Below are 22,259 nucleotides of genomic sequence, written 5' to 3'. Positions count from 1 at the left end.
ATTGGGTGAGAAGAGGCGTTCCGCGGTCAGGCTGACCGCTCGCGGCGCCATCGCGCTCGCCCTGGTCGCCACCTTGGCGGGCTACGTGCTGGCGGCCCTGCTCGACATCCAGTACGTCGTGGGCGCGGCCTTCGTGCTGTCGAGCCTGCTGGGCGTGCTCCTGGTCAACCGGCGCGAGCTGCTGTCGCTGGTCGTGACGCCCCCGCTGGTGTTCTTCTGCGCCACGCTCTTCGTCGAGCTGGGGCGCGCGTTCGGCTCGGTGTCCATCGTGCAGTCGCTGGCGCTGGGGCTCTACACGTCGCTGACGCAGGGCGCGCCGTGGCTGTTCGCGGGCTCGGCCGTCGTGCTGGGCGTCGCGTGGCGGCGCGGGCTCCGCGACAACGTACGCGAGCTGCGGGAGGAGCTGAAGGCGGGCGCGGAGATGCCGCGCCCGCGTCAGCCGTTCGTGCCCGAGCCGGAGGGCTACTTCGAGCCCAAGGTCTACGGGACGCCGCGCGGGGACGACTAGGAGACCCGCAGGTCCTTGCGCAGCTCGTGGGGCAGGGCGAAGCGCATGCTCTCCTGCACCGACTCGACCTGGGTCACGTCGTCGAACCCATGCTTGGCCAGCCGCGCCAGCACCTCGTCGACCAGCTCCTCCGGAACGGACGCGCCGCTGGTCACGCCGACCGTGGTGACGCCCTCGAGCCACTCGTCGCGGATGAAGTTGGCGTTGTCGACGAGGTAAGAAGCCTCGGCCCCGTAGTCCTTGGCCACTTCGACCAGGCGCTTGGAGTTGGAGGAGTTTTCCGAGCCGACCACGATGACCAGCTGCGCCTCGGCGGCGATCTCCTTGACCGCGACCTGCCGGTTTTGCGTGGCGTAGCAGATGTCGTCGCTCGGCGGGTCGATCAGCGTCGGGAAGCGCTCCTTGAGCCGGGTGACCGTCTCGGTGGTCTCGTCGACCGACAGCGTGGTCTGCGACAGCCAGACCAGCTTGCTCGGATCCTTGACCTGCACTTTGTCGACCGCGTCGAGCCCGTCCACGAGCTGGATGTGGTCGGGGGCCTCACCGGAGGTGCCCTCGACCTCCTCGTGACCCTCGTGCCCGATCAGGAGGATGTCGTAGTCCTGGCTCGCGAACCTCCTGGCCTCGTTGTGCACCTTGGTGACCAGCGGGCAGGTGGCGTCGATGGTGCGCAGGCTGCGCCGGCGCGCCTCGTCGTGCACCGCCGGGGACACCCCGTGGGCCGAGAACACCACGATCTCGCCCTCGGGCACCTCCTCGGTCTCGTCGACGAAGATGGCGCCCCTGGCCTCCAGGGTCTTGACGACGTGGGTGTTGTGAACGATCTGCTTGCGTACGTAGATCGGCGCACCGTACTGCTCCAAAGCCTTCTCGACCGCTACCACGGCTCGATCGACTCCGGCACAGTAGCCACGTGGCTTGGCTACGAGTACTCGGCGGGAAGTGGGGGTCTGCGGCTCCATACTTTCTATGCTACGTGGAGCGGCCATCAGGCCTGCGCGTGCGTGGTTGCCCGCGGTTTGCCAAACTGGCCGTCCATTACTGACCTCCCAGGGAGACGTCATGTCCCTCAGCGACGTGATACGCAACATCGCCAAGACCGTCACCAACAAGGACGAGCTGAAGGAGAAGGCCAAGGACCTTCCGCTCCTGTTCATCCAGACCACACTCAGCGCGGCCGGGCAGGCCCTGCTGGTCGTCGACCGGGTGAAGAACTCCATCAAGGGCCTTGGCAACAAGGAGGAAGAGGAGTCGAAGGACTCGCGCCCCTCCGCCGCCGAGCAGGTGGCCGCGGCTCCGGCCGCGGAGGAGGAGAAGCCGGCCCGCAAGGAGCCGGTGATCTTCGCGCCGCGGCCCAGCGCCGCCGAGCCCAACGGTGTCGCCAAGACCAAGCCCGACCCCGTCATCTTCGCTCCGGCGGGCAAGTCGGAGTCGGCGGCCACCGCCAACCCCGAGACCGCCGCCCCGGCCGCCGAGCCCAAGCCCGCCGCGGCGGAGGAGCCCAAGCCCGTCGTCACGGAGGAGCCCGCCGCGACCCCGAAGGCCGCCGAGCCCGCCGTCGCGGAGCCCGCGGTCGCGGAGAAGCCCGCCGAGCCCGAGCCCAAGGCCACCGTCACGGACGAGCCCGCCGTGGAGGCCGAGCCGAAGGCGGCCGTCGCGGAGGAGATCGAGCCCAAGGCCGCCGTCGTGGAGGAGCCCGCCGCGGTCGCCGAGCCGAAGGCCGCCGTCGCGGCGGAAGCCGTCAAGGAAGAGGTCGCCAAGGACGAGGCCGTCAAGGTGGATGCCGTCGCGGAGGAGGCCGTCGAGGCCAAGCCGAAGCGCACCCGCAGGACCACCAAGAAGCCCGCCGCGGCCCCCGAGGCGACCGTGGCCCCGGAGCCCGCGGCCGCGCCGGAGCCCGCCCGCGCCCCCGAGCCCGTCGCCGCGCCCGAGCCGGTCGCCGCCGCACCCGTGGACCTGGCCGAGCCGTTGCCCGGCTACTCCGAGCTCACCGTCGCGTCCCTGCGTGCCAGGATGCGCGGCAAGTCCGCCGAGCAGATCAGCGACTTCCTCACCTTCGAGAAGGCCACGAAGTCCCGGCCCGAGGTGATCAAGATGTTCGAGAACCGCCTGGCGAAGCTGCAGGCCGGAGAGTAGGTCGTACCGACCCCGTAGTCTTCCGGCATGAGCGAGAAGACCTCACCCGAGTCTCCCCTTCCGATCCGCACGGTCCTGCAGATGGTGGGCGGTTGGATCGGCAGACTCGGCACGGTCTGGGTCGAGGGCCAGATCACCGACCTGAGCGCTCGTGGCGGCACGGTGTTCATGACCCTGCGCGACCCGGTCGCCAACGTGTCGGCCAAGGTCACCACCCCGCGCGGGGTCTACGAGGCCGCCGTGCCGAGGCCGGCCGACGGCGCCAGGGTCGTGATGCAGGTCAAGCCCGACTTCTGGGTCAACAGGGGCTCGTTCGCCTTCACCGCGCTGGAGATCCGGCCGGTCGGCGTGGGCGAGCTGCTGGCCCGGCTGGAGCGGCTCAGGCAGCTGCTGGCCACCGAGGGGCTGTTCAACGCTGACAGGAAGCGGCGGCTGCCGTTCCTGCCCGGCACGATCGGGCTCATCTGCGGCCGCGACTCCGCGGCCGAGCGCGACGTGCTGGAAAACTCCCGCAGGCGCTGGCCGGCCGTGCGGTTCAAGGTCGAGGAGGTGGCCGTCCAGGGGCCCTACGCGGTGGGCGAGGTGACCGAGGCGCTGCGCAAGCTCGACGCCGACTCCTCGGTCGACGTGATCGTCATCGCCCGCGGCGGCGGCTCTCTGGAGGACCTCCTGCCGTTCTCCGACGAGACGCTCGTACGCTCGGTGGCCGCCTGCCGCACCCCCGTGGTGAGCGCGATCGGCCACGAGCAGGACAGCCCGCTGCTCGACCTGGTGGCCGACGTACGCGCGTCCACCCCGACCGACGCGGCCAAGAAGGTCGTGCCCGACGTCGGCGAGCAGCTCTCGATGGTGCGCCAGCTCCGCGACCGGGGCCGCAGGGTGGTGAGCGGCTGGCTCGACCGCGAGATGTCCTGGCTGACGTCGGTGCGCTCGCGCCCCTCGCTGGCCGACCCGGTGCGCGAGCTGGAGCGCCGGGCCGAGCAGGTCGAGTCGCTGCGCGACCGGACCAGGCGCTCGCTGTCCGGCTCGCTCGACCGGGCCTCCGACGACCTGACCCACCTGCGGGCCCGCCTGATCACGCTGTCCCCCGCGGCCACGCTGGAGCGCGGGTACGCCATCGTCCAGCACCCGTCGGGCGAGGTCGTACGCCTGGCCAAGGACGTCTCCCCCGGCTCGCTGCTGACGATCCGCCTGAGCGACGACCGCCTGACCGTACGCGCGGAGGAGCCGGACGAAACCGCGGACACGTGAGCGATCCGGGGTCTACGTTCGGCACATGAGAGGACTCGTGCAGGTCGCCCAGCACGCCGATGACCTCGACAGGGCCACCGCCTTCTACCGCGACGTGCTGGGCCTGCGGCACATCGCCACCTATCGGCCGCCCGGGCTGGCCTTCTTCGACCTCGACGGCGTCCGCCTGCTGATCGAGCGGGGCGCGCCCTCCACGGTGCTCTACCTGGCCTCCGAGGACCTGGAGGCGGACGTGGCCCGGCTGCGTTCGCACGGCGTCGCGATGGTCGAGGAGCCGCATCTGATCTTCACCGACGACGGCACGTTCGGCGCGCGGGGCCGGGAGATCCGCATGGCCGCGTTCAGGGACTCCGAGGGGAACCTGCTCTGCCTGATGACCTAGCGTGGGGAATGTGAAGCTAACAAAGTTCACGCATGCCTGCGTAAGGGTGGAACTCGACGGCCGCGTGCTGGTCATCGACCCGGGGATCTGGAGCGAGCCGTCCGCGCTGGACGGGGCCGACGCGGTGCTCGTCACCCACGAACACAGCGATCACGTGGACGTGCTGCGGCTGCTCGGGGCCGGGGTCCCGGTGTTCGCGCCGGCGGGGGCGGAGCTGGACGGGCTGCCGTACACGCCGGTGAGCGCGGGCGACGAGTTCTCGGCCGCGGGCTTCCGGGTGCGGGCGTACGGCGGCCGGCACGCGCTGATCTACGGCGGCCAGCCGGACTGCCCGAACCTCGGCTATCTGGTCGACGGCGCCCTCTACCACCCGGGCGACTCGGTGCACGTGCCGGACGAGCCGGTGGAGACGCTGCTGGTGCCGCTGCAGGGGTCGTGGCTGAAGACCGTCGAGGCGATCGACTTCGTACGGACGGTGCGGCCACGGCGGGCGTACGGGATCCACGACGCGCAGCTCAACGATCGCGGGCTGAGCACCACGAACGCCTGGCTGGCGAGGACGACCGACCACGGCTACCGCTGGCTGGCCCCCCGCGAGACCGCCTGACCCCTCCAGGGGCGTCAGAAGGGGGCGTCGTCGGAGTTGCCCCCCGAGGGCTCGGAGCGGCGCGCCATGGCGGCGGCGAGCTTGACCCTGGCCCCCTGGAGCCACTCCTCGCAGACCGCCGCCAGCTTCTCGCCGCGCTCCCACAGCTCGATGGATTGCTCCAGGGTGAGCCCGCCGGTCTCCAGTCGGCGCACCACCTCGGTCAGCTCCTCGCGGGCCTGCTCGTATGAGGGTGCCTTCTCGTCTCCTGCCACGACCACCACCCTAGACGGGGCGACCGACATCCGAAGACCAGGCGGCCCTGTCAGCCCTTGGGGCGCTGCTGCAGGACGGAGGCGAGTTCGGCGAGCTCCGGCCAGTCGGCGGTGCCGGAGATCACGAGCGTCACCTCCGGCAGCACGCGGACGAGCGAGCGCTGCTTCTTGTCCTCGCGGAAGCGCTGCTCCCACTGCACCCCGTCCACCTGCTGCGTGCCGACGGCCTTGTCGGAGTTGGCCATGCGGCTGGCGAACCCGGCCGCCGGCTGCTCGTTGCTCTGCGTGAACATCGCGTGCTCGCGCTTGGCGGTGGCGTAGCCGAGGAAGAGGACCTGGGCGCCGTTCTCACCCTTGGCGATCTTGTTGCTGTTGGGGATCCAGCCCGCCGGGTCCTTCTGCGGCGCCCACACGCCGTACGGCACCGAGTGGCCGAAGTTGGCGACGGTGATCGAGTATTCGAGCCGCGGTATGTGCTGCTCCCGGCTCTGCGGGGCGACCAGCAGGAACAGCCCGACCGCCGCGAGGCAGACGAACAGCGCTACCACGTAACCGTAGAAACCCTGGGTGAACCGCACACTTGGCGAGGTTACCCGTTGGAGGAGGCGGTCGCCGACGTGGCCGGGTGGATCTGGCCGATGATCGCCAGCACCTCCTCGGCCAGGCCGCGATCACCCGTGCGGACGACCTCGGACACGGCCGCGGCCAGCGCGCCCGTGACGACGACGACCAGCGCGCTCTCGTCCTCGAACAGCGCCGCGTTGAGCTGCGCCCACTTGCGCAGCCGGTCGCGCATGACCACGTCGAAGCCGGGCGGCCCGTCACCGCGCAGGAACAGGTCGGCCAGCTCCCGCTCCTCCAGGCACCCGTCGAGGTAGGCGCGGGCGGCGCTGATGAACACGCGCATCGGGTCGCTCTCGCCGGCGGCGCGGGCCGAGCGGGCGGCCTGCTTCGTCCGCTGGGTCTGCCTGGCCTGGAACTCCTCGAACAGCGTCAGGTAGAGGTCGGCCTTGCCGGAGAAGTGGTGGTAGAGGCTGCCCACGCTGGCGTCGGCCCTGGCCACCACGTCGGTCACGCCCGCCTCGGCGAACCCGTTGGAGACGAAGACCTCCCTCGCGGCGGCGAGCAGCGAGCTGCGGGTGGCGGCGCCGCGCTCGGACGTCCGCGGCTGGGCGGCCACGTTTTCCACTTCGCTCATGCGATCTCCTCCAGGCTCCATGGTGGAGGCAAGATCTTTGGCGCGCACAGCGTATGGCGCAAAATCCGTTCTCCGTGATGGCAGGGCAACCCTGTCGAAGCTTACCGATGTCACCCCCGACCCGCCCCTGCTGCGAGGAAGCGGTCATCTCGGGCAGGAGATGGGCAGATTATCCGCCTCTGGGCGGGAAGAGGGGGACAACTACGATCGACCTAGATTCCCCTTAGGAGGCTGCCCATCATGTCCGATCAGACATCCGTACCGCCCGCGCTCGCCACGGGCGAGCACGCCCCCGATCGCAACCTGGCGTTGGAACTGGTGCGCGTCACGGAGGCGGCCGCGATGGCGGCGGCCCGGTGGGTCGGCCGGGGCGACAAGAACGGCGCCGACGGCGCGGCGGTGAACGCCATGCGCCAGCTGATCAACACGGTTTCGATGAACGGCGTGGTGGTCATCGGCGAGGGTGAGAAGGATCATGCCCCGATGCTGTTCAACGGCGAGCAGGTGGGCGACGGCAGCGGCCCCGACTGCGACGTGGCCGTGGACCCCATCGACGGCACCCGGCTGACGGCGTTGGGCATGCCGGACGCGGTGTCGGTGATCGCGGTGAGCGAGCGCGGCTCGATGTACGACCCGTCGGCCGTGTTCTACATGGAGAAGCTGGTCACGGGCCCCGAGGCGGCCGACGTGGTCGACATCGAGGCCCCCGTGTCCGCGAACATCAACGCGGTCGCCAGGGCCAAGCACTGCTCGCCCTCCGACGTGACCGTGGTGGTGCTGGACCGGCCCAGGCACGAGGGGCTGGTCAAGGAGATCCGCGAGGCGGGCGCGCGGATCAAGTTCATCACGGACGGCGACGTGGCCGGCGCGATCATGGCGGCCCGCGGGGGCACCGGCATCGACCTGCTGCTGGGCATCGGCGGCACGCCCGAGGGCATCGTGGCCGCGTGCGCGCTCAAGTGCCTGGGCGGCGTGATCCAGGGCAAGCTCTGGCCGCGCGACGACGCCGAGCGCTCCAAGGCCGTGAACGCCGGGCACGACCTCGACCAGGTGCTCACGACTAACGACCTGGTCAAGTCCGACGACGTGTTCTTCGCGGCGACCGGCATCACGCACGGTGAGCTCATGCAGGGCGTACGGTTCCGCGCCGGCGCGGCGGTGACGGAGTCGCTGGTGATGCGCGGCCGGTCGGGCACCATCCGCAAGATCGAGAGCGAGCACCAGCTCTGGAAGCTGCGCGCCTACAGCGCGATCAACTTCTACACGGCCGGCTGAGGACTCAGCGGCGGCGCTTGCGGCGGGGTGGCTCCTTGATCTTCACGTCTCCCGCGAAGTTCGTGGTGCGCACCTCGACGACGGGCGCCCCGGGCTCGGTCGGCTGCTTGGTCAGCCGTACGGACTTGCCCTTGGCGACCCTGATCACCTCGAGCCCCTCCGGCACGTGGATCTCCAGCCCGCCGAAGACGAGGGTGGCGTTGATGATGATCTGCCGGTTCTGCAGGATCGCGTCGCGGAAGTCCAGCTTGGTGGTGCCGAACATGGCCGTCACGTCCAGCTCGGCGGGCACGACCCAGCGCCCGCCGCGCTGCTCCTGCTTGAAGATGGCCGACACGGGGCGGCCGTCCAGGTTGAGCGGCTGCTGGTCGGCGGGCAGCAGGTCCTCGGTGAGCGCGGCCAGCTCGCCCAGCGTGCGCGCGGAGTAGAGCACGCCGAGCCGTTCCTCGAGCTCGTCGAGGGTGATCCGGCCGTCGGCGTGCGCGTCCTGCAGCACCTGGGCGATGCGTTCGCGATCGGCGTCGGACGCGCGGAGCTCGTGGGGCTGCGGCGCGTCGCTCGCCGCGTGCGGCCGCCGGGCCGACACCCACTCCTCGGCCAGCCGCTCTCCGACTTCCTGCAGCTTCGGCAGCCACGATTGCGCGCGTTCGTTCACACATCCGACGATAACCGGCGCTCGCGATAATCGCTCGTGCCAAATCAGCAGATGCGCTCCGTAAGTCGCGGGAATCAGTTGATGCGCGCCAGAAGTCCGGCGATTTCCTCGGCCAGTTCCTGATTCACTTCGGCGTGGCGGTTGAGCAGCCGGTACCACATCGCGCCGAAGACGAGATCGACGGCCAGTTCCAGGTCCACGTCATCCGGCACGGCGCCGCGCGCCAGGACCGCGCGCAGGGCGGCGCGGCGGGGATCGATGAGCTTCTCCCGCAGCTCGGCGGCCAGCTCCGCGTCGGACTGGGCGTCGGCCATCAGCCCCACGACGACCTGCCCCGCGACCCCCCGAGCCAGCGCGAACGTCTGCTCCAGGAACGTCACCAGGTCGGCCCGCGCGTCCCCCGTGTCCGGCAGCCCCCGCACCTCCTCGGCCAGGACGTCGGTCAGGGCCTCCAGCAGGACCTGCGCCCTCGTCTGCCACCAGCGGTAGACGGTCTGCCTGCCGCTGCCCGCGATCTGGGCGATGCCCTTCATGGTCACGTTCTGGTATCCGTCGCGGGCGCACAGGTCGAGCGCCGCCCGGAGGATCGCCTTCCTGGCAGCTTCGCTGCGTGGTCTGCCAACCATGGCGCCCACTTTACAAGACACGGTGCCTCGTTTTATATTCGAGGCAAGATGTCTCGTAATGAGAGGACGACGAAGATGCGAGTAGTGATCGTCGGCGGCACGTCCGGCATCGGCCTTGCGGCGGCGGCCCGGCTGGCCGCGGGCGGCGCCGAGGTGGTCGTCACGGGCCGCTCGGAGGAGCGCCTGCGTTCGGCGTTGAAGCAGCTCGGAGACCAGGCACGGGGCCCGGTGAGTGGGCAGGTCGTGGACGCGCGCGACACCGGGGCGATGCGGGCGCTGTTCGAGAGCCTGGGCACCGTCGACCATGTGATCGTCACCGTGACGGGCCGCGGCGGCGCGGGCCCGCTGAGCTCGCTGACCGGCGAGGGGCTGACCGACGCGGTGCGGAACAAGCTGGTCCCCCACCTGCTGACCGCGCAGGCCGCGCTGGGCGTGCTGCACCCGGAGGGCTCGATCACCTTCGTGACCGCGGCCTCGGCCGGCGCGGCCCTGCCCGGCATCGCCACGCTGGCGGCGGTGAACGGCGCGATCGAGGCCGCGGTGCCCGGCCTGGCCGTCGAACTGGCCCCCATCAGGGTGAACGCGGTCTCCCCCGGCGTGATCGACACCGACTGGTGGTCGGAGATCGGCGACGAGGCGCGGGCCGCGTTCATGGAAGGCGCCGCCGAGAGCCTGCCGGTCCGGCGCGTGGGCCGGCCCGAGGACGTGGCGGCCACGATCGAGTACGTGGTGCGCAACGCGTATACGACCGGCATCGTCCTGACCGTCGACGGAGGGGCGCGGCTCAAGGCCTGAGGAATCCCAAGCCCTTCCACGCCGTTGATCCCGGCAAAAGGGAGGTGTGTGCGTGCATCAACCGGCGCGATGGGGTCTCGGTGTGGCGGGCGCGGGCATAGTGGTCATCCTGGGCCTGGAGCTGACCAGCCTCGACGAGATGAACCCGATCAGGCGGACCATCAGCGAGCACGGCCTCGGCCCCGACGGCTGGATCTTCGGGCTGGCGGTGGGGCTGCTCGCGGTCGGATCGGCGGCCATCGGGGTGTCGCTGGCCCGCCAGCGGCTGGCGGGGGTCTTCGGCACCATCGCGCTCATGGGGTGGAGCGTGGGGCTGTTCATGACGGCGTGGTTCGAGAAGCACGACTGGTCGGTCGGCCCGAGTCTGAGCGGGAGCATCCACCGGGTGGGCAGCTTCATCGCCTTCCTCAGCCTGCCGCTGGCCGCGGTGATCATCGCCAGGCCCTGGCGGCACCGCGAGCGGTCGCGGGCCACGCTGGTGGCCTTCGGGCTCGGGATCTGCTCGGTGCTGTGGGTGGCGGGCATCGCGGCGGCCATGTTCATCGGGGCGCGCAACGGGCTGGCGTGGTGGCGCGTCATGCCGCTCGGCCTGGTGGAGCGGGGGATGGCCGTCACGGAGGTGGCCGCCCTGCTCGCGCTCGGCGTCTGGGCCGCCGCCAAGCGACTGGACACGACGGAGCAAACCGGACGCCTGCCCAATGCCAGGGTCTGTGGGCTGGCGGAACGGAGTGGCGGGCCGCTAACCTGACCCAGCCTCACGTTTGATTCCCCCCATCAGGAGGCCGTCGTGCCGTCCTCGCGTGATCGTCAGGCCCGTCTCGCCACGTACGTCGTCTATGCCGTACAGGGCCTGTCCTTCGCCTCGCTGCTCATCCAGGTCGCGAACCTGCAGGCCAAGCACGGCCTCGACGAGGGCACGCTGACGCTCCTGCTGCTGATCGTGCCCGTGTTCGCGGGGGTCGGCAGCGTGGCGGCGGGCACGTTCGCCGCCCGGTTCGGCAGCAGGCTGCTCCTGCGCGTCGCCCAGCCCGTGGTCGCGCTCGCCGTGGTGCTCGTCGGGCTCGCGCCCAGCGTGCCGCTGCTGGTGCCGGTCCTGCTGCTGTTCGGCGTGGCGGTGGGCGCCGTGGACGCCGGCATGAACATGCAGGGCGTAGCGGTCGAGCGCAGGTACGGCGTGCAGATCCTCAACGGCTTCCACTGCGTGTGGAGCGCGTTCAGCATGATCGGGGCGGTGTGGGCGTCGGGGGCCGCGGCCCTGCCGCTGCCGGTGATCATGTCGGTCCCGATGGTGTTCGCGCTGATGGGCTCGCTCGTGTTCGCACGCGACCTGTGCGCGCCGGAGGAGGAGAAGGTCGAGGACGCCCCCGCGAGCGCCGCCGAGGGCGGCTTCCCGTGGCGGCCGATCATCCCGCTCTGCCTGGCCATGGGTTTCCTGTACATCGGCGACGCCGCCGTGTCGAACTTCAACACCGTGTTCATGAAGAACGAGCTCCTGGCGAGCCCGCAGGTGATCCCGCTGGCCTACGTCGCCTACCAGGCGACCACGCTGGCCGTCCGGCTCGGCGGCGACCTCGCGGTCCGGCGGTACGGGCCCGCCGCCATCGTCAGGATCGGCGGCGTGATCGCCACCCTGGGGTTCCTCGGCGTCGTCCTGGCCCCGACCCAGCCGCTGGCCATCGTCGCGTTCGGCCTGACCGGGGTGGGGCTGTCGGTGGTGGCGCCGCAGTCGTTCTCGGCGGCGGGCAAGCTCGACCCGGCCGGGACCGGGGTGGCCATCGCCCGGGTGAACCTCTTCAACTACATCGGCTTCATCGTGGGCGCGGCCCTGGTGGGCGGCATCGCGGACGCGGCGGGCATGCGGTGGGCGTTCGCCGCGCCGCTCGTGCTGGCCGGCGTCATCATCGCCCTCGCCCCGGGCTTCGAGCCCAGGCGCCAGACCCCCAACCCCTCCGCCGCCTGAGGGCTTCAGCGCCGCACTTCGGCGACCTCGACGGTACGGCGCTCGCGGAGCGACAGGTCGGCGGCCTCGGCCACGTACAGCGCCTCCAGGGCGTCCTCAATCGTGCAGAGGCTCTGCTCGCTGGTCAGGAAGCCGTCGATCTCGTTGCGGTAGGCGGTCTCGAAGCGGGTGACGAAGTCGGGCCAGGGAGCTTGCGGGTCCGGCGTGCCCTCGGCCGAGTGCAGCGGCGCGCGCGGGCTCAGGCCGACGGCCTGGGTGCGCCTGGTGCCGGCCAGCTCCATGCGCACGTCGTATCCGCCCCCGTTGTAGCGGGAGCCCTGCAGGGTGGCCAGCGTGCCGTCGTCCAGGGTGAGCAGCGCGGCGCTGTTGTCCACGTCGCCCGCCTCCGCGAAGAACGCGGCGCCGCGGTTGGCCCCGGTCGCGTACACGGAGGTCACCTCGCGGCCGGTCACCCAGCGCAGGATGTCGAAGTCGTGGATGTGGCAGTCGCGGAAGATGCCGCCGGAGGTCGCGATGTACGCGGCGGGCGGCGGCGCGGGATCGGCGGTGATCAGGTGAACGCGGTGCAGCTCTCCCAGCTCACCGGCGCGCAGCGCGACCGCCGCCGCCGCGTAACCGGGGTCGAACCTGCGCTGGAACCCGATCTGCACCCGGCTGCCCGCGCTCGCCTCCAGCACCTTGACGGTCTCGTCCACGGTGCCCGCGACCGGCTTCTCGCAGAAGACCGGGATGCCCTTCTCGCACGCCTTGATGATGAGCTCGGCGTGGGTGCCGGTCGGGGTCGCGATGACCACGGCGTCCGACTCGAACGGGTCCCCCGGCCTGCCGTACGGCGACGTACGCACGGGATCGGCCACGATCAGCTCGTCCACCAGCGGATGCGCGGCCAGGGTCGCGGCGTGAAAGGCTCCGATTCTGCCCAGACCCAGCAGTCCCACACGCATGACGCCTCCAATCAGGACCAGGCTTTCTTTCTAAGCGAGCCTTTCTGCCTCAGTCAACATTTTGTCCTGACATTCTGACCTTCAAGCTTCGTACGGCGTCCAGCGCCTTGTGCGCCGGCAGCCGCGCGAACCCCACCACCACGGCCTCGGCCCCCGCCGACTCGCGCATCGGCCCCACGGGCTCGGCGGACAGGCCGAGCTCCTGCCCGACGCGCGCGGCCCTCAGCTCGTCCCAGCCGGCCGGCAGCTCCAGGTAGACGTGCAGGCCCGCGTCGATGCCCTTGACCCGCACCTCCGGCAGCTCCTCGGCCAGCGCCCTGACCAGGGCGTCCCTGCGGCGGCGGTATTCGCGGCGCATCCTGCGCAGGTGCTTGTCGTAGCCGCCGGTACGCAGGAAGTGCGCCAGCGCGTACTGCTCGACAACCGGCGAGCCCAGGTCCAGCTCGCCCCGCGCCCGGCGGACGGCCTCGGCCAGGTCGGGAGGCGCGGCCACCCAGCCGAGCCGCAGCCCCGGCGCCAGGGCCTTGCTGACGCTGCCCGAGAGGACCACCCGGTCGGGGGCCAGGCCCTGGAGGCAGCCGACGGGGTCGCGGTCGAAGCGGAACTCGGCGTCGTAGTCGTCCTCCAGGATCACCCGGTTGCCCGCGTACGCCCACTCCATGAGGGCGGCCCGGCGCGGCGGCGAGAGCACCACGCCGGTCGGATATTGGTGCGCCGGGGTGACCAGGACCGCGTCGCCGCTCAGCTTCCGCACGTCCAGGCCCTCCTCGTCCACGGGCACCGGCACCAGGTGCGCGCCCGCGCGCCGCAGCAGCGGGGCCTGGCGGTGGCTCGTCGGGTCCTCGACGGCGAGCCGGATCGGCCGCTGCCGGCTCAGCACGTGCAGCACCAGGCTCAGGCCCTGCGCCACGCCGCCGACGATGACGAGATTCTGGGGGCGCACGTCCGCCGCCCTGACCCGCCGGAGATAGCCGGCCAGCTCTTCTCGCAGCTCAGGCACCCCGCCAGGGTCCCCGTAATCGAAGGCTTCCGAGGGTACGGTGGTCAGGACGTGCCTGACGGCGGCGAGCCAGCGCTCGCGGGGGAAGTGGCTGAGGTCGGGAGAGGTGGGGCGATGACCGTAGTACGGCGCGCACACGGGGGCGCTCGACGCGCGGCGCACCGGCTTGGGCCGGGGAGGCGTCTTCTGCCGCGGGGCGGCCCGGGGTGCTGTCTTGGGGGTGACCTGGGTGCCGACGCCCACCCGGGAGACCAGGAAGCCCTCGGCGACGAGCTGCTCGTACGCCTCCACCACCACGCCTCTGGAGACCTGGAGGTCGGTGGCGAGGTCGCGGGTCGCGGGCAGGCGGGTGCCCGGCGTCAGCCGGCCGCCCCTGATGGAGTCGCGCAGCTCGGAGGCGATCTGCCCGGCGATTCCCCCCTTATCGCGATTTATCTGGATATGGAGGTCAGCCATATTGGTCCTGTCTTCTGGCGGGACATTGGACTGTTTACGCGAACCATTGTCTCCCTAGCATCCTTCGCATGAGAAACGGCATCGTGGGTGCGGCCTCGGCCATGTTCCTCGTCGGGACGCTGGCCGGGGTGTCGGGACTGGTGGACGGCTATCCCATATACGGCGGACAGGCCGTTCGGTATCTCGTGGCGTCGGTCATCCTGCTTGTCATAACGCGAGCGCTCGGCCTGCGGTTCGTCCGCCTCACGCCGCGCGAGCTGCTCTGCCTCGCCGGGCTCACCCTGTTCGGCCTGGTCATCTTCAACGTCTGCGTGATCGAGTCGACCAGCGCCGCCGGGCCGGCCCTGGTCGGGACCGTGCTCGGCACCGTGCCGCTGGCCCTCGCGCTGGCCGGCGGGCGGCCCGCGCCGCGGCTGCTGGCCGGGGCCTGCGTGGTGGTGGCCGGGGCGACGCTGGCCACGGGGCTCGGCAGCGGCAACCTGACCGGCCTGCTGTGGGCGCTGGGGGCGCTCGTGGGCGAGGTGTGCTTCTCCATGCTGGCCATTCCGCTGCTGCCGAGGCTGGGGGCGATCAGGGTGTCGGCCTACTCGACGGCGCTGGCCGTGCCGCTGCTGGCCGTGATCGGGCTGGCGCACGAGGGCGCCGGGATGTTCCGGCCGCCGACCTGGGCGGAGGCGCTCGGGTTCGCGTACCTGGCGACCGTGGTCACCGTGGTGGCGTTCTTCCTCTGGTACAGCTCGCTGCCCAAGCTGGGCCCCGGCCGGGCCGGGCTCTTCGCGGGGATCATCCCGGTGGGCGCGATCGTGACGGGGGCGGTGCTCGGGGTGGCGATGCCGACCGCGTACGACCTGCTGGGGGCGGGGCTGGTGATCGCCGGCATCCTGGTCGGCCTGACCGCCGGACGGTCGCAGGCGGTCAGCGAAGTGGGATCTCCCGGAGGCGCGTAATCTCTTGGGGGACCGAAAGGATGGACATGGGCGAGTTCGACTACACCGACCTGCTGCCGCTGGGAGCCGATGAGACCGAGTATCGGCTGATCACGTCGGAGGGGGTGCGGAAGGTCGAGGCGGCCGGGCGTACGTTCCTCGAGGTCGAGCCGGAGGCGCTGCGGCTGCTGACCGAGACGGCCATCCACGACATCTCCCACTTCCTGCGGGCCTCGCACCTCGCCCAGCTCCGGAAGATCGTCGACGACCCCGAGTCGAGCGGCAACGACCGCTTCGTGGCGCTCGACCTGCTCAAGAACGCCTCCATTTCCGCCGGTGGCGTCCTGCCCATGTGCCAGGACACCGGCACCGCGATCGTCATGGGCAAGCGCGGGCGTCATGTGCTCACCGACGGGCTCGACTCCGAGCACATCTCCCGGGGCGTGTACGACGCGTACACCAAGCTCAACCTGCGTTACTCGCAGATGGCGCCCCTGAACATGTGGGACGAGAAGAACACCGGCAACAACCTGCCCGCCCAGATCGAGCTGTACGCCGAGGACCCGCACGGCCACCCCGACGAGTACAAACTGCTGTTCATGGCCAAGGGCGGCGGCTCGGCCAACAAGTCGTTCCTGTACCAGGAGACCAAGGCCGTGCTCAACGAGAAGCGCATGATGGCCTTCCTGGAGGAGAAGATCCGCTCGCTCGGCACCGCGGCCTGCCCGCCGTACCACCTGGCCGTCGTGGTGGGCGGCACCTCCGCCGAGTACGCGCTGAAGACCGCCAAGTACGCCAGCGCCCGCTACCTCGACTCGATCCCCACGGAGGGGTCGGCGTCCGGGCACGGGTTCCGCGACCTGGAGATGGAGGCCAAGGTCTTCGAGCTGACGCAGAAGCTGGGGATCGGGGCGCAGTTCGGCGGCAAGTACTTCTGCCACGACGTACGCGTCATCCGCCTGCCCCGGCACGGGGCCTCCTGCCCGGTGGCCATCGCGGTCTCCTGCTCGGCCGACCGCCAGGCGCTGGCCAAGATCACCCCTGAGGGCGTCTTCCTCGAGAAGCTGGAGACGGACCCGGCGCGGTTCCTCCCGGAGACGACGGACGAGCACCTCTCGGACGACGTCGTCCAGATCAACCTCAACCGCCCCATGCCCGAGATCCTCGCCGAGCTCACGAAATATCCCGTCAAGACCCGCCTCTCCCTCACCGGCCCCCTCGTGGTCGCCCGCGACATCGCCCACGCCAAGATTGCCGAGCTGCTCGACAACGGCGGCGAGATGCCTCAATACCTGAAGGACCACGCCGTCTACTACGCCGGGCCGGCCAAGACCCCTTCGGGGTACGCGTCAGGCTCGTTCGGGCCGACGACCGCCGGGCGGATGGACTCGTACGTGGGGCGCTTCCAGGCGGCCGGCGGCTCCATGGTCATGCTGGCCAAGGGCAACCGGTCGAAGCAGGTCACGGAGGCCTGCCAGCAGCACGGCGGGTTCTACCTGGGCTCCATCGGCGGGCCCGCGGCGCGGCTGGCGCAGGACTGCATCAAGAAGGTCGAGGTGCTGGAGTATCCCGAGCTGGGGATGGAGGCGGTGTGGAAGATCGAGGTCGTGGACTTCCCGGCGTTCATCGTGGTGGACGACAAGGGCGACGACTTCTTCACCGACCGCACCGGCCCCGTGCTGACGATCGGCCGCCGCTGACCGCCTGATCCCTTGAGGCTCCACCCACCGGCACGGCCGACCGCCGGTGGGGCGGGGCATGGGGGCGGGCGGGCGAGCCAGGCGCGGGAGTCGCCGGCCCGGGGGGGCGGTGTCACCCCCGGAAGGCCGGGTCGCGCTGCGGGAGGCCGGGTCGCCTCGGAGGCGGCGAGCTGACGGTGGCGGCGAGCTGAGGGTGACGGCGAGCTGAGGGTGACGGCGAGCTGAGGGTGGCGGCGAGCCGGAGGTAGCGGCGAGTGCGCCGGATATGGCCCTGGCGCGGGCGAGGCGCGGCTCAGGGACGGCTGCGCCCCGGCGCCGGTAGACGGGGAGAGCGGCGCGAAGCTTCTCCTCGGAGCCTGCCGGCTCAGGCGGCCACCGGGGCCCGGTGCGGCGCCACGACGGTGCCGTCGGGCAGCAGCAGACCGGTGTCGTCGAACAGCACGACGCCGTTGCAGAGCAGGCTCCAGCCCTGGTCGGGGTGGGCCGCGATCACGTGCGAGGCCTCACGGTCGGGTGAGTCGGCACTCGGGCAAGCGGGGTAGTGACAGCACATCGCGCACCTCTCAGATTGCGCTCCTGATTCATGGCTTTCAAAAGGGCAGCTTGCGCCCCGACGGCGTGCGAAGGTCCAGAGCGATCCCGCTCGGTTTCTTCGGCCGGGTGCGAACCTGGGTCTGGCGCATCTTCATCACGTCCTTCAACGACCTGTCGTTAGTGGTGGGACCTTGCTGTTCGCCCTCATTCTGACGCCGGGCACCGACACTTTGCGGGCCTGTGGGAGAACTCCCTCTCTCATGGCTGTACCATGCCCCCGCCCCCTTACGGGACCCTTACAACTCGCTGACGGGGCCCCTCAGTTCCTGTCCGTCAGCCTGCCGTACACCTGAAAGTCCCCTGCCTTGCATCATGCACATTTAACGGGCCCGCGAGTGTGCCGCACGACACACATCACCGCCGAGCTGCGCAAACGCGTTCAGGAAAGCCGGGACGGCAGGCCCGTGCGGGCCGTGGGTAAGGCCGTCGGCGAGGCGGGACCAATCTGACTCCCTCGACATTGCCAAGAGACGGCAGGACCCCGCGGCCATGTCTCGCCGGTGCCGGCTCGGGAGCCTCCCCGCCCGGACTGCGCCGAGAATCTGCGGGGCCTCTTCAACTGGGCCGATCTGGCCAGGAGGTTTGCTGACGTCACGAGTCAGGCGGGTTGACTTAAGTTCGCAACAATTTATCGGCCGCGCCTCTACTGGTCGGTTTACACAAATAGGTAAGCTGCCAGGCATGCGTGCGCCCTCCGGTTACCTACTCGCCGCGCGCTACCGGCTTGTGGAGCCGGTCGGACGCGGCGGCATGGGCACCGTTTGGCGGGCACATGACGAGTTGCTCGACCGCGACGTGGCAGTCAAGGAAGTACGCCTGCCCAACGTGCTCGACGAGGAGCTGCGTGCCGAGCTGTGCGCGCGCACCGAGCGCGAGGGCCGGGCGACCGCGATGGTCGCGCACCCCTCGGTCATCACCGTCTTCGACGTGGTCACCGAGGACGACCGGCCGTGGATCGTGATGGAGCTCCTGCGGGCCAAGTCCCTGGAGCAGCTCATCCAGGAGCAGGGACCGCTCCACCCGCGCAGGGCCGCCGAGATCGGCCGGCAGATCCTCGGGGCGCTGCGCGCCGTGCACGCCAAGGGGATCCTCCACCGCGACGTCAAGCCGAGCAACGTGCTGGTGACCGAGGACCGCGCGGTGCTCACCGACTTCGGGCTGGCCGCACTGGAAGGTGACGTTTCCATCACCCAGGCGGGCATCGTCCTGGGGTCCGCGGGATACATCGCTCCAGAGCGGGTGCTGGGTTCGAAGGCCAGCCCGGCGGGCGATCTGTGGTCGCTCGGCGCGACCCTCTACACCGCCGTCGAGGGCAGGGGCCTGCACGGGCGCCGTACGGCCGCCGCCGCGCTCGCGGCGCTGACCAGTGGCGAGCCGATCCCGATGACCAAGGCCGGGCCGCTGGCCCCCGTGCTTGACGCGCTGCTCAGGATCGACCCCGCGACCAGGCTCGACTCCGTACGGGCCTCGCTCATGCTGGCCAGGGTGGCCGCCGGAGGTTCGGCCGAGGAGCCGCTGGCCCCGCGCAAGCCCGTACGTTCCGGGCCGACCATCAACCCGCCGTCTTTCACACGCAGGCCCACGCATCGTGGGCTGCACAGGGCGGACGTCTCCACGACAGCGCTGTCTGTCCCGGTGCCCAGGCAGGAGCGCAAGCCCGGTGAGGGCGTGCACAGGAAGCGCGTCGAAGCGCGGCCGACGCCGTCCGCTTATGCCCGTTTCAAAGCGACGGTGATAAAGTTGTGCCTTCCTCGGCGGTTCTGGCCAAGAGAACTTCGCAAGCGAGGGTAAAGCACTTCCCAAGCGAGAATCGATATCTTCTTCTCATGCCGGAACAGCAGACACGCCTGCTCGCGGAGCGCTACGAGCTCATAGCCCCGCTCGGCCGGGGCACGATGGGCACCGTGTGGCGCGCCCGCGACCGCGCGCTCGGGCGCGAGGTGGCGGTCAAGGAAATCCGCCAGGACCCGGGACTCACTGACGACCAGCGGGCCGAGCTGCGCGAACGCATGGTCCGCGAGGGCCGCATCGCCGCGCGGATCAACCATCCCTCGGTGGCGTCCATCCACGACGTCCTGATCCAGGACGACAGCCCGTGGATCATCATGGAGCTCATCGAGGCCCGATCGCTGGAGCAGGTGATCGACGAGGAGGGGCCGCTGCCGCCACGGCTCGTGGCGGAGATCGGCGTGGACCTGCTCGGGGCGCTGCGCGCCGCGCACGCCCAGGGGATCACCCACCGCGACGTCAAGCCGGGCAACGTGCTCATCACGGAGAGCGGGCGGGTGGTGCTCACCGACTTCGGCATCGCCAAGGCCGAGGGCGACTCGCGGCTGACGAAAACGGGCATGGTGATCGGTTCACCCGGCTACACGGCCCCGGAACGTGCCAGGGGCGAGTACACCGGCCCCGAGTCGGACATCTGGTCGCTCGGGGCGACGCTCTACTTCGCCGTCGAGGGGCGCCCGGCGTACGAGCGGGCCACGATCGCGGAGACGCTGGCGGCGCTGCTCACCGAGAGCGCCGACCCGCCCACCCAGGCTGGTCAGCTGCGGCCCGTGCTGAACGGGCTGCTGAACAAGGATTACCGGCAGCGCCTCAACGCTGCCAAGGCGGAGACCCTGCTGCGCATGGTCGCCGACACCCCCACGAGCGACATGCCGGCGATCACGGCTGAGGCTCTCATGGCGCAGGAGGCCGCTTTGCCCGACCCGTTCGCCGGCAAGAACCCAGCCCAAAAGAATCCGGCCCAGCAGAATCCGGCCCAGGCCCAGACGAACCCCGTGCAGAAGCCCCCGATCCCCCAGGCCGGCCCTGCGCCGTACGGGCCCGGAGGCGCGGGCGCTCCCGGCGGCCAGCCGCCCTGGGGCCCGGGTCCCGCCGGCCGAGGCCAGGGTCCGGGTCCAGGCCAGGGTCCAGGTCCAGGTCCAGGTCCAGGTCCAGGCCAGGGTCCGGGCGCGCAGGCGCCCAGAGGGCCTGTCGGCGCGCCAGGCGGCCAGGTGCCCGGTGGTCCGGGCCGGGGGCCGGCGTCGGGGCCACACGGGCCGATGACGAGCCCGGGCACACCCACAGTCCCGCGCAACCCCGCGCCTCAGCGCCAGCCGCAATCCGGCCCTCAAGGAGCCGCAGCCTCTCCTGAAGCGGGCTTCGACCCCGAGCGGACCGTCAGCGTCCAGCGCCCCAAGGGCCCGTTCCCGCCGGCTCCGGAGCAGAGCAGGCCGCCACAGGGGCCCGGCGACGAGGGCGCGGTCGTCACCACGCGCATCCAGCTCCCGCCCGCGCCCGGCCAGCAGGTCTATCCGCCCACCACGCCGCCCGCTGGTCGGCAGCCCGCCCCCCGGCAACCGGGGCCCCAGCAGCCGCCGCCCCCGCCTGGAGGCCAGCAGGTCCCGCAGCAGGGCAAGGGTCTGGGGACCGACCTGTTCGCCATCGCCGGGCAGCCGGAGCAGCCCTCGGGCAACCGCAACGGCATGCTGGTGCTCATGGCGGTGGCCGCCGCGGCCGCCGTGGTGATCGCCGTACTCATCGTCGCGCTCTTCTCCAGCTGACCCGCGCCGCGGCCGTAAGGCGGTCGTGGGTCAGACTGGAAGTCATGAGCGAGTTCAGAATCGAGCATGACTCGATGGGCGAGGTGCGCGTGCCCTCGGGCGCCAGGTGGCGCGCGCAGACCCAGCGGGCAGTGGAGAATTTCCCGGTTTCCGGACGCCCTCTCGAGCCGTCCCACATAGCCGCGCTCGGCCTGATCAAGGCGGTGGCCGCCGAGGTGAACGGCGAGCTGGGCGTGATCGACAAGGACCTGGCCGAGGCCGTCGCCCAGGCGGCGGCCGACGTCGCCGAGAACGAGCACGACGCCCACTTCCCGATCGACGTCTTCCAGACCGGCTCCGGCACCTCGTCCAACATGAACGCCAACGAGGTGATCGCGACGCTGGCCGAGGAGCGCCTCGGCCGTCCCGTGCACCCGAACGACCACGTGAACGCCTCCCAGTCGTCCAACGACGTCTTCCCCACCTCGATCCATGTGGCGGCGGCGACGGAGGTGACCTTCCACCTGCTGCCCTCGCTCAGGCATCTGGCGGCGGTGCTGCGGGAGAAGGCGATCGAGTTCGACGGGGTGGTGAAGTCGGGGCGCACCCATCTGATGGACGCGACCCCGGTGCGGCTCGGCCAGGAGTTCGGCGGGTACGCCACCCAGGTCGAGAACGGCGTCCTGCGGGTCGCGACGGCCCTTGAGCGCGTGCTCGAACTGCCGCTGGGCGGCACGGCCGTGGGCACGGGCATCAACACCCCGCCGGGCTTCGCTCAGGCGGCCATCGCCAAGCTGGCCGAGGCCACCGGCATCCCGTTCGTCGAGGCCGGTGACCACTTCGAGGCCCAGGGCGCGCAGGACTCGATCGTCGAGCTGTCGGGCCAGCTCAAGGTGGTGGCCGTCTCGCTCACCAAGATCGCCAACGACCTCCGCTGGATGGGCTCGGGCCCGCGTGCCGGGCTGGCCGAGATCAACCTGCCCGACCTGCAGCCCGGCTCGTCCATCATGCCCGGCAAGGTCAACCCGGTGCTCCCCGAGGCCACGGCCATGGTCGCGGCCCAGGTCATCGGCAACGACACGGCGATCACGTTCGCCGGCGCGTCCGGCAACTTCGAGCTGAACGTGCAGCTGCCGATCATCGCGCGCAACATCCTGGAGTCGATCAGGCTGCTGGCGAACGTGTCGCGGCTGCTCGCCGACCGCTGCGTCGCCGGCATCACGGCGAACGTCGAGCGCCTGCGCGAGTACGCCGAGTCGTCCCCGTCGATCGTCACCCCGCTGAACAGGTACGTCGGCTACGAGGAGGCCGCGAAGATCGCCAAGCAGGCCCTGGCCGAGCGCAAGACCATCCGCGAGGTGGTCATCGAGCGCGGCCACGTGGCCGACGGCACCCTCACTGAGGAGCAGCTCGACGCCGCGCTCGATGTGTTGTCGATGACCCGGCCTCAGTGACCCGGCCTCAG

At 70.9% G+C, this 22,259-nt stretch carries 23 protein-coding genes; 14 read left to right on the top strand and 9 right to left on the bottom strand.

Translation table 11 applies throughout. The annotated features are described in order from the left end of the window. The first annotated feature begins 1 nt into the window (after position 1). Entirely contained in the window at positions 2 to 508 is a 507-nt protein-coding gene (locus tag ACWDX9_RS20910; protein WP_449956298.1) for a DUF6542 domain-containing protein, read from the top strand. Here the strand turns inward: ACWDX9_RS20910 and ACWDX9_RS20905 are convergent. Further along, on the bottom strand, positions 505 to 1,470 hold the full coding sequence (locus tag ACWDX9_RS20905; protein WP_449956295.1) for a 4-hydroxy-3-methylbut-2-enyl diphosphate reductase: 966 nt from the start codon (positions 1,468 to 1,470) through the stop codon (positions 505 to 507). The two genes, ACWDX9_RS20910 and ACWDX9_RS20905, sit on opposite strands and share 4 nt — an antisense overlap. 100 nt (positions 1,471 to 1,570) lie before the next feature. Here ACWDX9_RS20905 and ACWDX9_RS20900 point away from each other — a divergent pair, with 100 nt between their 5' ends. The 4 genes from ACWDX9_RS20900 to ACWDX9_RS20885 are packed head-to-tail and all read left to right on the top strand — an operon-like array spanning position 1,571 to position 4,884. Continuing rightward, entirely contained in the window at positions 1,571 to 2,644 is a 1,074-nt protein-coding gene (locus tag ACWDX9_RS20900) for a hypothetical protein (RefSeq protein ID WP_449956292.1), read from the top strand. Positions 2,645 to 2,671: 27 nt separating this feature from the next. Next, entirely contained in the window at positions 2,672 to 3,895 is a 1,224-nt protein-coding gene (xseA, locus tag ACWDX9_RS20895) for an exodeoxyribonuclease VII large subunit (RefSeq protein WP_364242198.1), read from the top strand. Between the two features lie 25 nt (positions 3,896 to 3,920). Beyond that, a complete protein-coding gene (locus ACWDX9_RS20890; protein ID WP_449956288.1) occupies positions 3,921 to 4,277 on the top strand; it encodes a VOC family protein in 357 nt (118 codons plus the stop codon). 10 nt (positions 4,278 to 4,287) lie between these two features. Beyond that, on the top strand, positions 4,288 to 4,884 hold the full coding sequence (locus tag ACWDX9_RS20885; RefSeq protein ID WP_449956286.1) for an MBL fold metallo-hydrolase: 597 nt from the start codon (positions 4,288 to 4,290) through the stop codon (positions 4,882 to 4,884). Positions 4,885 to 4,898: 14 nt separating this feature from the next. Here the strand turns inward: ACWDX9_RS20885 and ACWDX9_RS20880 are convergent, their stop codons facing one another. From ACWDX9_RS20880 to ACWDX9_RS20870, 3 genes are read right to left on the bottom strand one after another with little or no spacing between them, the layout of a single operon-like run. Beyond that, a complete protein-coding gene (locus tag ACWDX9_RS20880) occupies positions 4,899 to 5,168 on the bottom strand; it encodes an exodeoxyribonuclease VII small subunit (RefSeq protein ID WP_350725634.1) in 270 nt (89 codons plus the stop codon). 20 nt (positions 5,169 to 5,188) lie between these two features. After that, positions 5,189 to 5,716: a DUF4245 domain-containing protein gene (locus ACWDX9_RS20875; RefSeq protein WP_449956283.1), complete on the bottom strand. Its 528-nt coding sequence runs from the start codon at positions 5,714 to 5,716 to the stop codon at positions 5,189 to 5,191. A gap of 11 nt (positions 5,717 to 5,727) precedes the next feature. Next, entirely contained in the window at positions 5,728 to 6,336 is a 609-nt protein-coding gene (locus ACWDX9_RS20870) for a TetR/AcrR family transcriptional regulator (RefSeq protein WP_350725637.1), read from the bottom strand. Between the two features lie 240 nt (positions 6,337 to 6,576). Between ACWDX9_RS20870 and glpX the strand changes: the two genes are divergently transcribed. Next, complete coding sequence (gene glpX, locus ACWDX9_RS20865; protein ID WP_355197306.1) at positions 6,577 to 7,611, top strand: class II fructose-bisphosphatase; 1,035 nt, start codon at positions 6,577 to 6,579, stop codon at positions 7,609 to 7,611. A 4-nt stretch (positions 7,612 to 7,615) separates the two neighbouring features. Here the strand turns inward: glpX and ACWDX9_RS20860 are convergent, their stop codons facing one another. Both ACWDX9_RS20860 and ACWDX9_RS20855 read right to left on the bottom strand, forming a co-directional pair. Next, positions 7,616 to 8,266 carry a DUF1707 SHOCT-like domain-containing protein gene (locus ACWDX9_RS20860; RefSeq protein WP_449893438.1) on the bottom strand — a complete coding sequence of 217 codons (651 nt, stop codon included), beginning with the start codon at positions 8,264 to 8,266 and terminating at the stop codon, positions 7,616 to 7,618. Positions 8,267 to 8,340: 74 nt separating this feature from the next. Then, positions 8,341 to 8,892: a TetR/AcrR family transcriptional regulator gene (locus ACWDX9_RS20855; protein ID WP_449956280.1), complete on the bottom strand. Its 552-nt coding sequence runs from the start codon at positions 8,890 to 8,892 to the stop codon at positions 8,341 to 8,343. A 75-nt stretch (positions 8,893 to 8,967) separates the two neighbouring features. Here ACWDX9_RS20855 and ACWDX9_RS20850 point away from each other — a divergent pair, with 75 nt between their 5' ends. The 3 genes from ACWDX9_RS20850 to ACWDX9_RS20840 are packed head-to-tail and all read left to right on the top strand — an operon-like array spanning position 8,968 to position 11,647. Beyond that, positions 8,968 to 9,687: an SDR family oxidoreductase gene (locus tag ACWDX9_RS20850; RefSeq protein ID WP_449956277.1), complete on the top strand. Its 720-nt coding sequence runs from the start codon at positions 8,968 to 8,970 to the stop codon at positions 9,685 to 9,687. Positions 9,688 to 9,739: 52 nt separating this feature from the next. Further along, positions 9,740 to 10,435, top strand: a complete 696-nt coding sequence (locus ACWDX9_RS20845; RefSeq protein ID WP_449956274.1) for a DUF998 domain-containing protein — start codon at positions 9,740 to 9,742, stop codon at positions 10,433 to 10,435. Between the two features lie 39 nt (positions 10,436 to 10,474). After that, positions 10,475 to 11,647: an MFS transporter gene (locus ACWDX9_RS20840; protein ID WP_449956271.1), complete on the top strand. Its 1,173-nt coding sequence runs from the start codon at positions 10,475 to 10,477 to the stop codon at positions 11,645 to 11,647. Between the two features lie 5 nt (positions 11,648 to 11,652). Here the strand turns inward: ACWDX9_RS20840 and ACWDX9_RS20835 are convergent, their stop codons facing one another. Together ACWDX9_RS20835 and pdxR are read right to left on the bottom strand one after the other, a co-directional pair. Further along, entirely contained in the window at positions 11,653 to 12,591 is a 939-nt protein-coding gene (locus ACWDX9_RS20835; protein ID WP_449956268.1) for a Gfo/Idh/MocA family protein, read from the bottom strand. Between the two features lie 49 nt (positions 12,592 to 12,640). Beyond that, the gene (pdxR, locus tag ACWDX9_RS20830) at positions 12,641 to 14,047 is read right to left on the bottom strand and encodes a MocR-like pyridoxine biosynthesis transcription factor PdxR (RefSeq protein WP_449956266.1); all 1,407 of its coding nucleotides are present in this window, start codon (positions 14,045 to 14,047) and stop codon (positions 12,641 to 12,643) included. Between the two features lie 68 nt (positions 14,048 to 14,115). Here pdxR and ACWDX9_RS20825 point away from each other — a divergent pair, with 68 nt between their 5' ends. Next, a complete protein-coding gene (locus tag ACWDX9_RS20825; protein WP_350725654.1) occupies positions 14,116 to 14,994 on the top strand; it encodes a DMT family transporter in 879 nt (292 codons plus the stop codon). Between the two features lie 26 nt (positions 14,995 to 15,020). Next, entirely contained in the window at positions 15,021 to 16,673 is a 1,653-nt protein-coding gene (locus tag ACWDX9_RS20820) for a fumarate hydratase (RefSeq protein WP_350725656.1), read from the top strand. A gap of 364 nt (positions 16,674 to 17,037) precedes the next feature. On the opposite strand, the gene ACWDX9_RS20815 is transcribed toward ACWDX9_RS20820, so the two are convergent. Continuing rightward, positions 17,038 to 17,226, bottom strand: coding sequence for a DUF5999 family protein (locus ACWDX9_RS20815; RefSeq protein ID WP_350725658.1), 189 nt, complete (start codon positions 17,224 to 17,226; stop codon positions 17,038 to 17,040). A 722-nt stretch (positions 17,227 to 17,948) separates the two neighbouring features. On the opposite strand from ACWDX9_RS20815, the gene ACWDX9_RS20810 reads away from it, so the two are divergent. From ACWDX9_RS20810 to ACWDX9_RS20800, 3 genes are read left to right on the top strand one after another with little or no spacing between them, the layout of a single operon-like run. Then, positions 17,949 to 19,058: a serine/threonine-protein kinase gene (locus tag ACWDX9_RS20810; protein WP_364242232.1), complete on the top strand. Its 1,110-nt coding sequence runs from the start codon at positions 17,949 to 17,951 to the stop codon at positions 19,056 to 19,058. A gap of 35 nt (positions 19,059 to 19,093) precedes the next feature. Continuing rightward, a complete protein-coding gene (locus ACWDX9_RS20805) occupies positions 19,094 to 20,815 on the top strand; it encodes a protein kinase domain-containing protein (RefSeq protein WP_449956262.1) in 1,722 nt (573 codons plus the stop codon). 44 nt (positions 20,816 to 20,859) lie between these two features. Next, a complete protein-coding gene (locus tag ACWDX9_RS20800) occupies positions 20,860 to 22,248 on the top strand; it encodes a class II fumarate hydratase (RefSeq protein ID WP_449956260.1) in 1,389 nt (462 codons plus the stop codon). The last annotated feature ends 11 nt before the right edge of the window (positions 22,249 to 22,259 follow it).

Source organism: Nonomuraea sp. NPDC003201 (assembly GCF_053590415.1).
The sequence above is the reverse complement of the archived record's forward strand: the minus strand, read 5'-3'. Positions and strand labels throughout refer to the sequence as shown.

What these genes read in the sequence shown, in the direction of transcription:
- ACWDX9_RS20805 (WP_449956262.1), top strand. Translation starts at nt 19,094, where the DNA reads ATGCCGGAACAGCAGACACGCCTGCTCGCGGAGCGCTACGAGCTCATA.
- ACWDX9_RS20900 (WP_449956292.1), top strand. Translation starts at nt 1,571, where the DNA reads ATGTCCCTCAGCGACGTGATACGCAACATCGCCAAGACCGTCACCAAC.
- ACWDX9_RS20800 (WP_449956260.1), top strand. Translation starts at nt 20,860, where the DNA reads ATGAGCGAGTTCAGAATCGAGCATGACTCGATGGGCGAGGTGCGCGTG.
- ACWDX9_RS20820 (WP_350725656.1), top strand. Translation starts at nt 15,021, where the DNA reads ATGGGCGAGTTCGACTACACCGACCTGCTGCCGCTGGGAGCCGATGAG.
- ACWDX9_RS20815 (WP_350725658.1), bottom strand. Translation starts at nt 17,226, where the DNA reads ATGTGCTGTCACTACCCCGCTTGCCCGAGTGCCGACTCACCCGACCGT.
- ACWDX9_RS20870 (WP_350725637.1), bottom strand. Translation starts at nt 6,336, where the DNA reads ATGAGCGAAGTGGAAAACGTGGCCGCCCAGCCGCGGACGTCCGAGCGC.
- pdxR (WP_449956266.1), bottom strand. Translation starts at nt 14,047, where the DNA reads ATGGCTGACCTCCATATCCAGATAAATCGCGATAAGGGGGGAATCGCC.
- ACWDX9_RS20880 (WP_350725634.1), bottom strand. Translation starts at nt 5,168, where the DNA reads ATGTCGGTCGCCCCGTCTAGGGTGGTGGTCGTGGCAGGAGACGAGAAG.
- xseA (WP_364242198.1), top strand. Translation starts at nt 2,672, where the DNA reads ATGAGCGAGAAGACCTCACCCGAGTCTCCCCTTCCGATCCGCACGGTC.
- ACWDX9_RS20905 (WP_449956295.1), bottom strand. Translation starts at nt 1,470, where the DNA reads ATGGAGCCGCAGACCCCCACTTCCCGCCGAGTACTCGTAGCCAAGCCA.
- ACWDX9_RS20890 (WP_449956288.1), top strand. Translation starts at nt 3,921, where the DNA reads ATGAGAGGACTCGTGCAGGTCGCCCAGCACGCCGATGACCTCGACAGG.
- ACWDX9_RS20850 (WP_449956277.1), top strand. Translation starts at nt 8,968, where the DNA reads ATGCGAGTAGTGATCGTCGGCGGCACGTCCGGCATCGGCCTTGCGGCG.
- ACWDX9_RS20855 (WP_449956280.1), bottom strand. Translation starts at nt 8,892, where the DNA reads ATGGTTGGCAGACCACGCAGCGAAGCTGCCAGGAAGGCGATCCTCCGG.
- ACWDX9_RS20825 (WP_350725654.1), top strand. Translation starts at nt 14,116, where the DNA reads ATGAGAAACGGCATCGTGGGTGCGGCCTCGGCCATGTTCCTCGTCGGG.
- glpX (WP_355197306.1), top strand. Translation starts at nt 6,577, where the DNA reads ATGTCCGATCAGACATCCGTACCGCCCGCGCTCGCCACGGGCGAGCAC.
- ACWDX9_RS20810 (WP_364242232.1), top strand. Translation starts at nt 17,949, where the DNA reads ATGCGTGCGCCCTCCGGTTACCTACTCGCCGCGCGCTACCGGCTTGTG.
- ACWDX9_RS20835 (WP_449956268.1), bottom strand. Translation starts at nt 12,591, where the DNA reads ATGCGTGTGGGACTGCTGGGTCTGGGCAGAATCGGAGCCTTTCACGCC.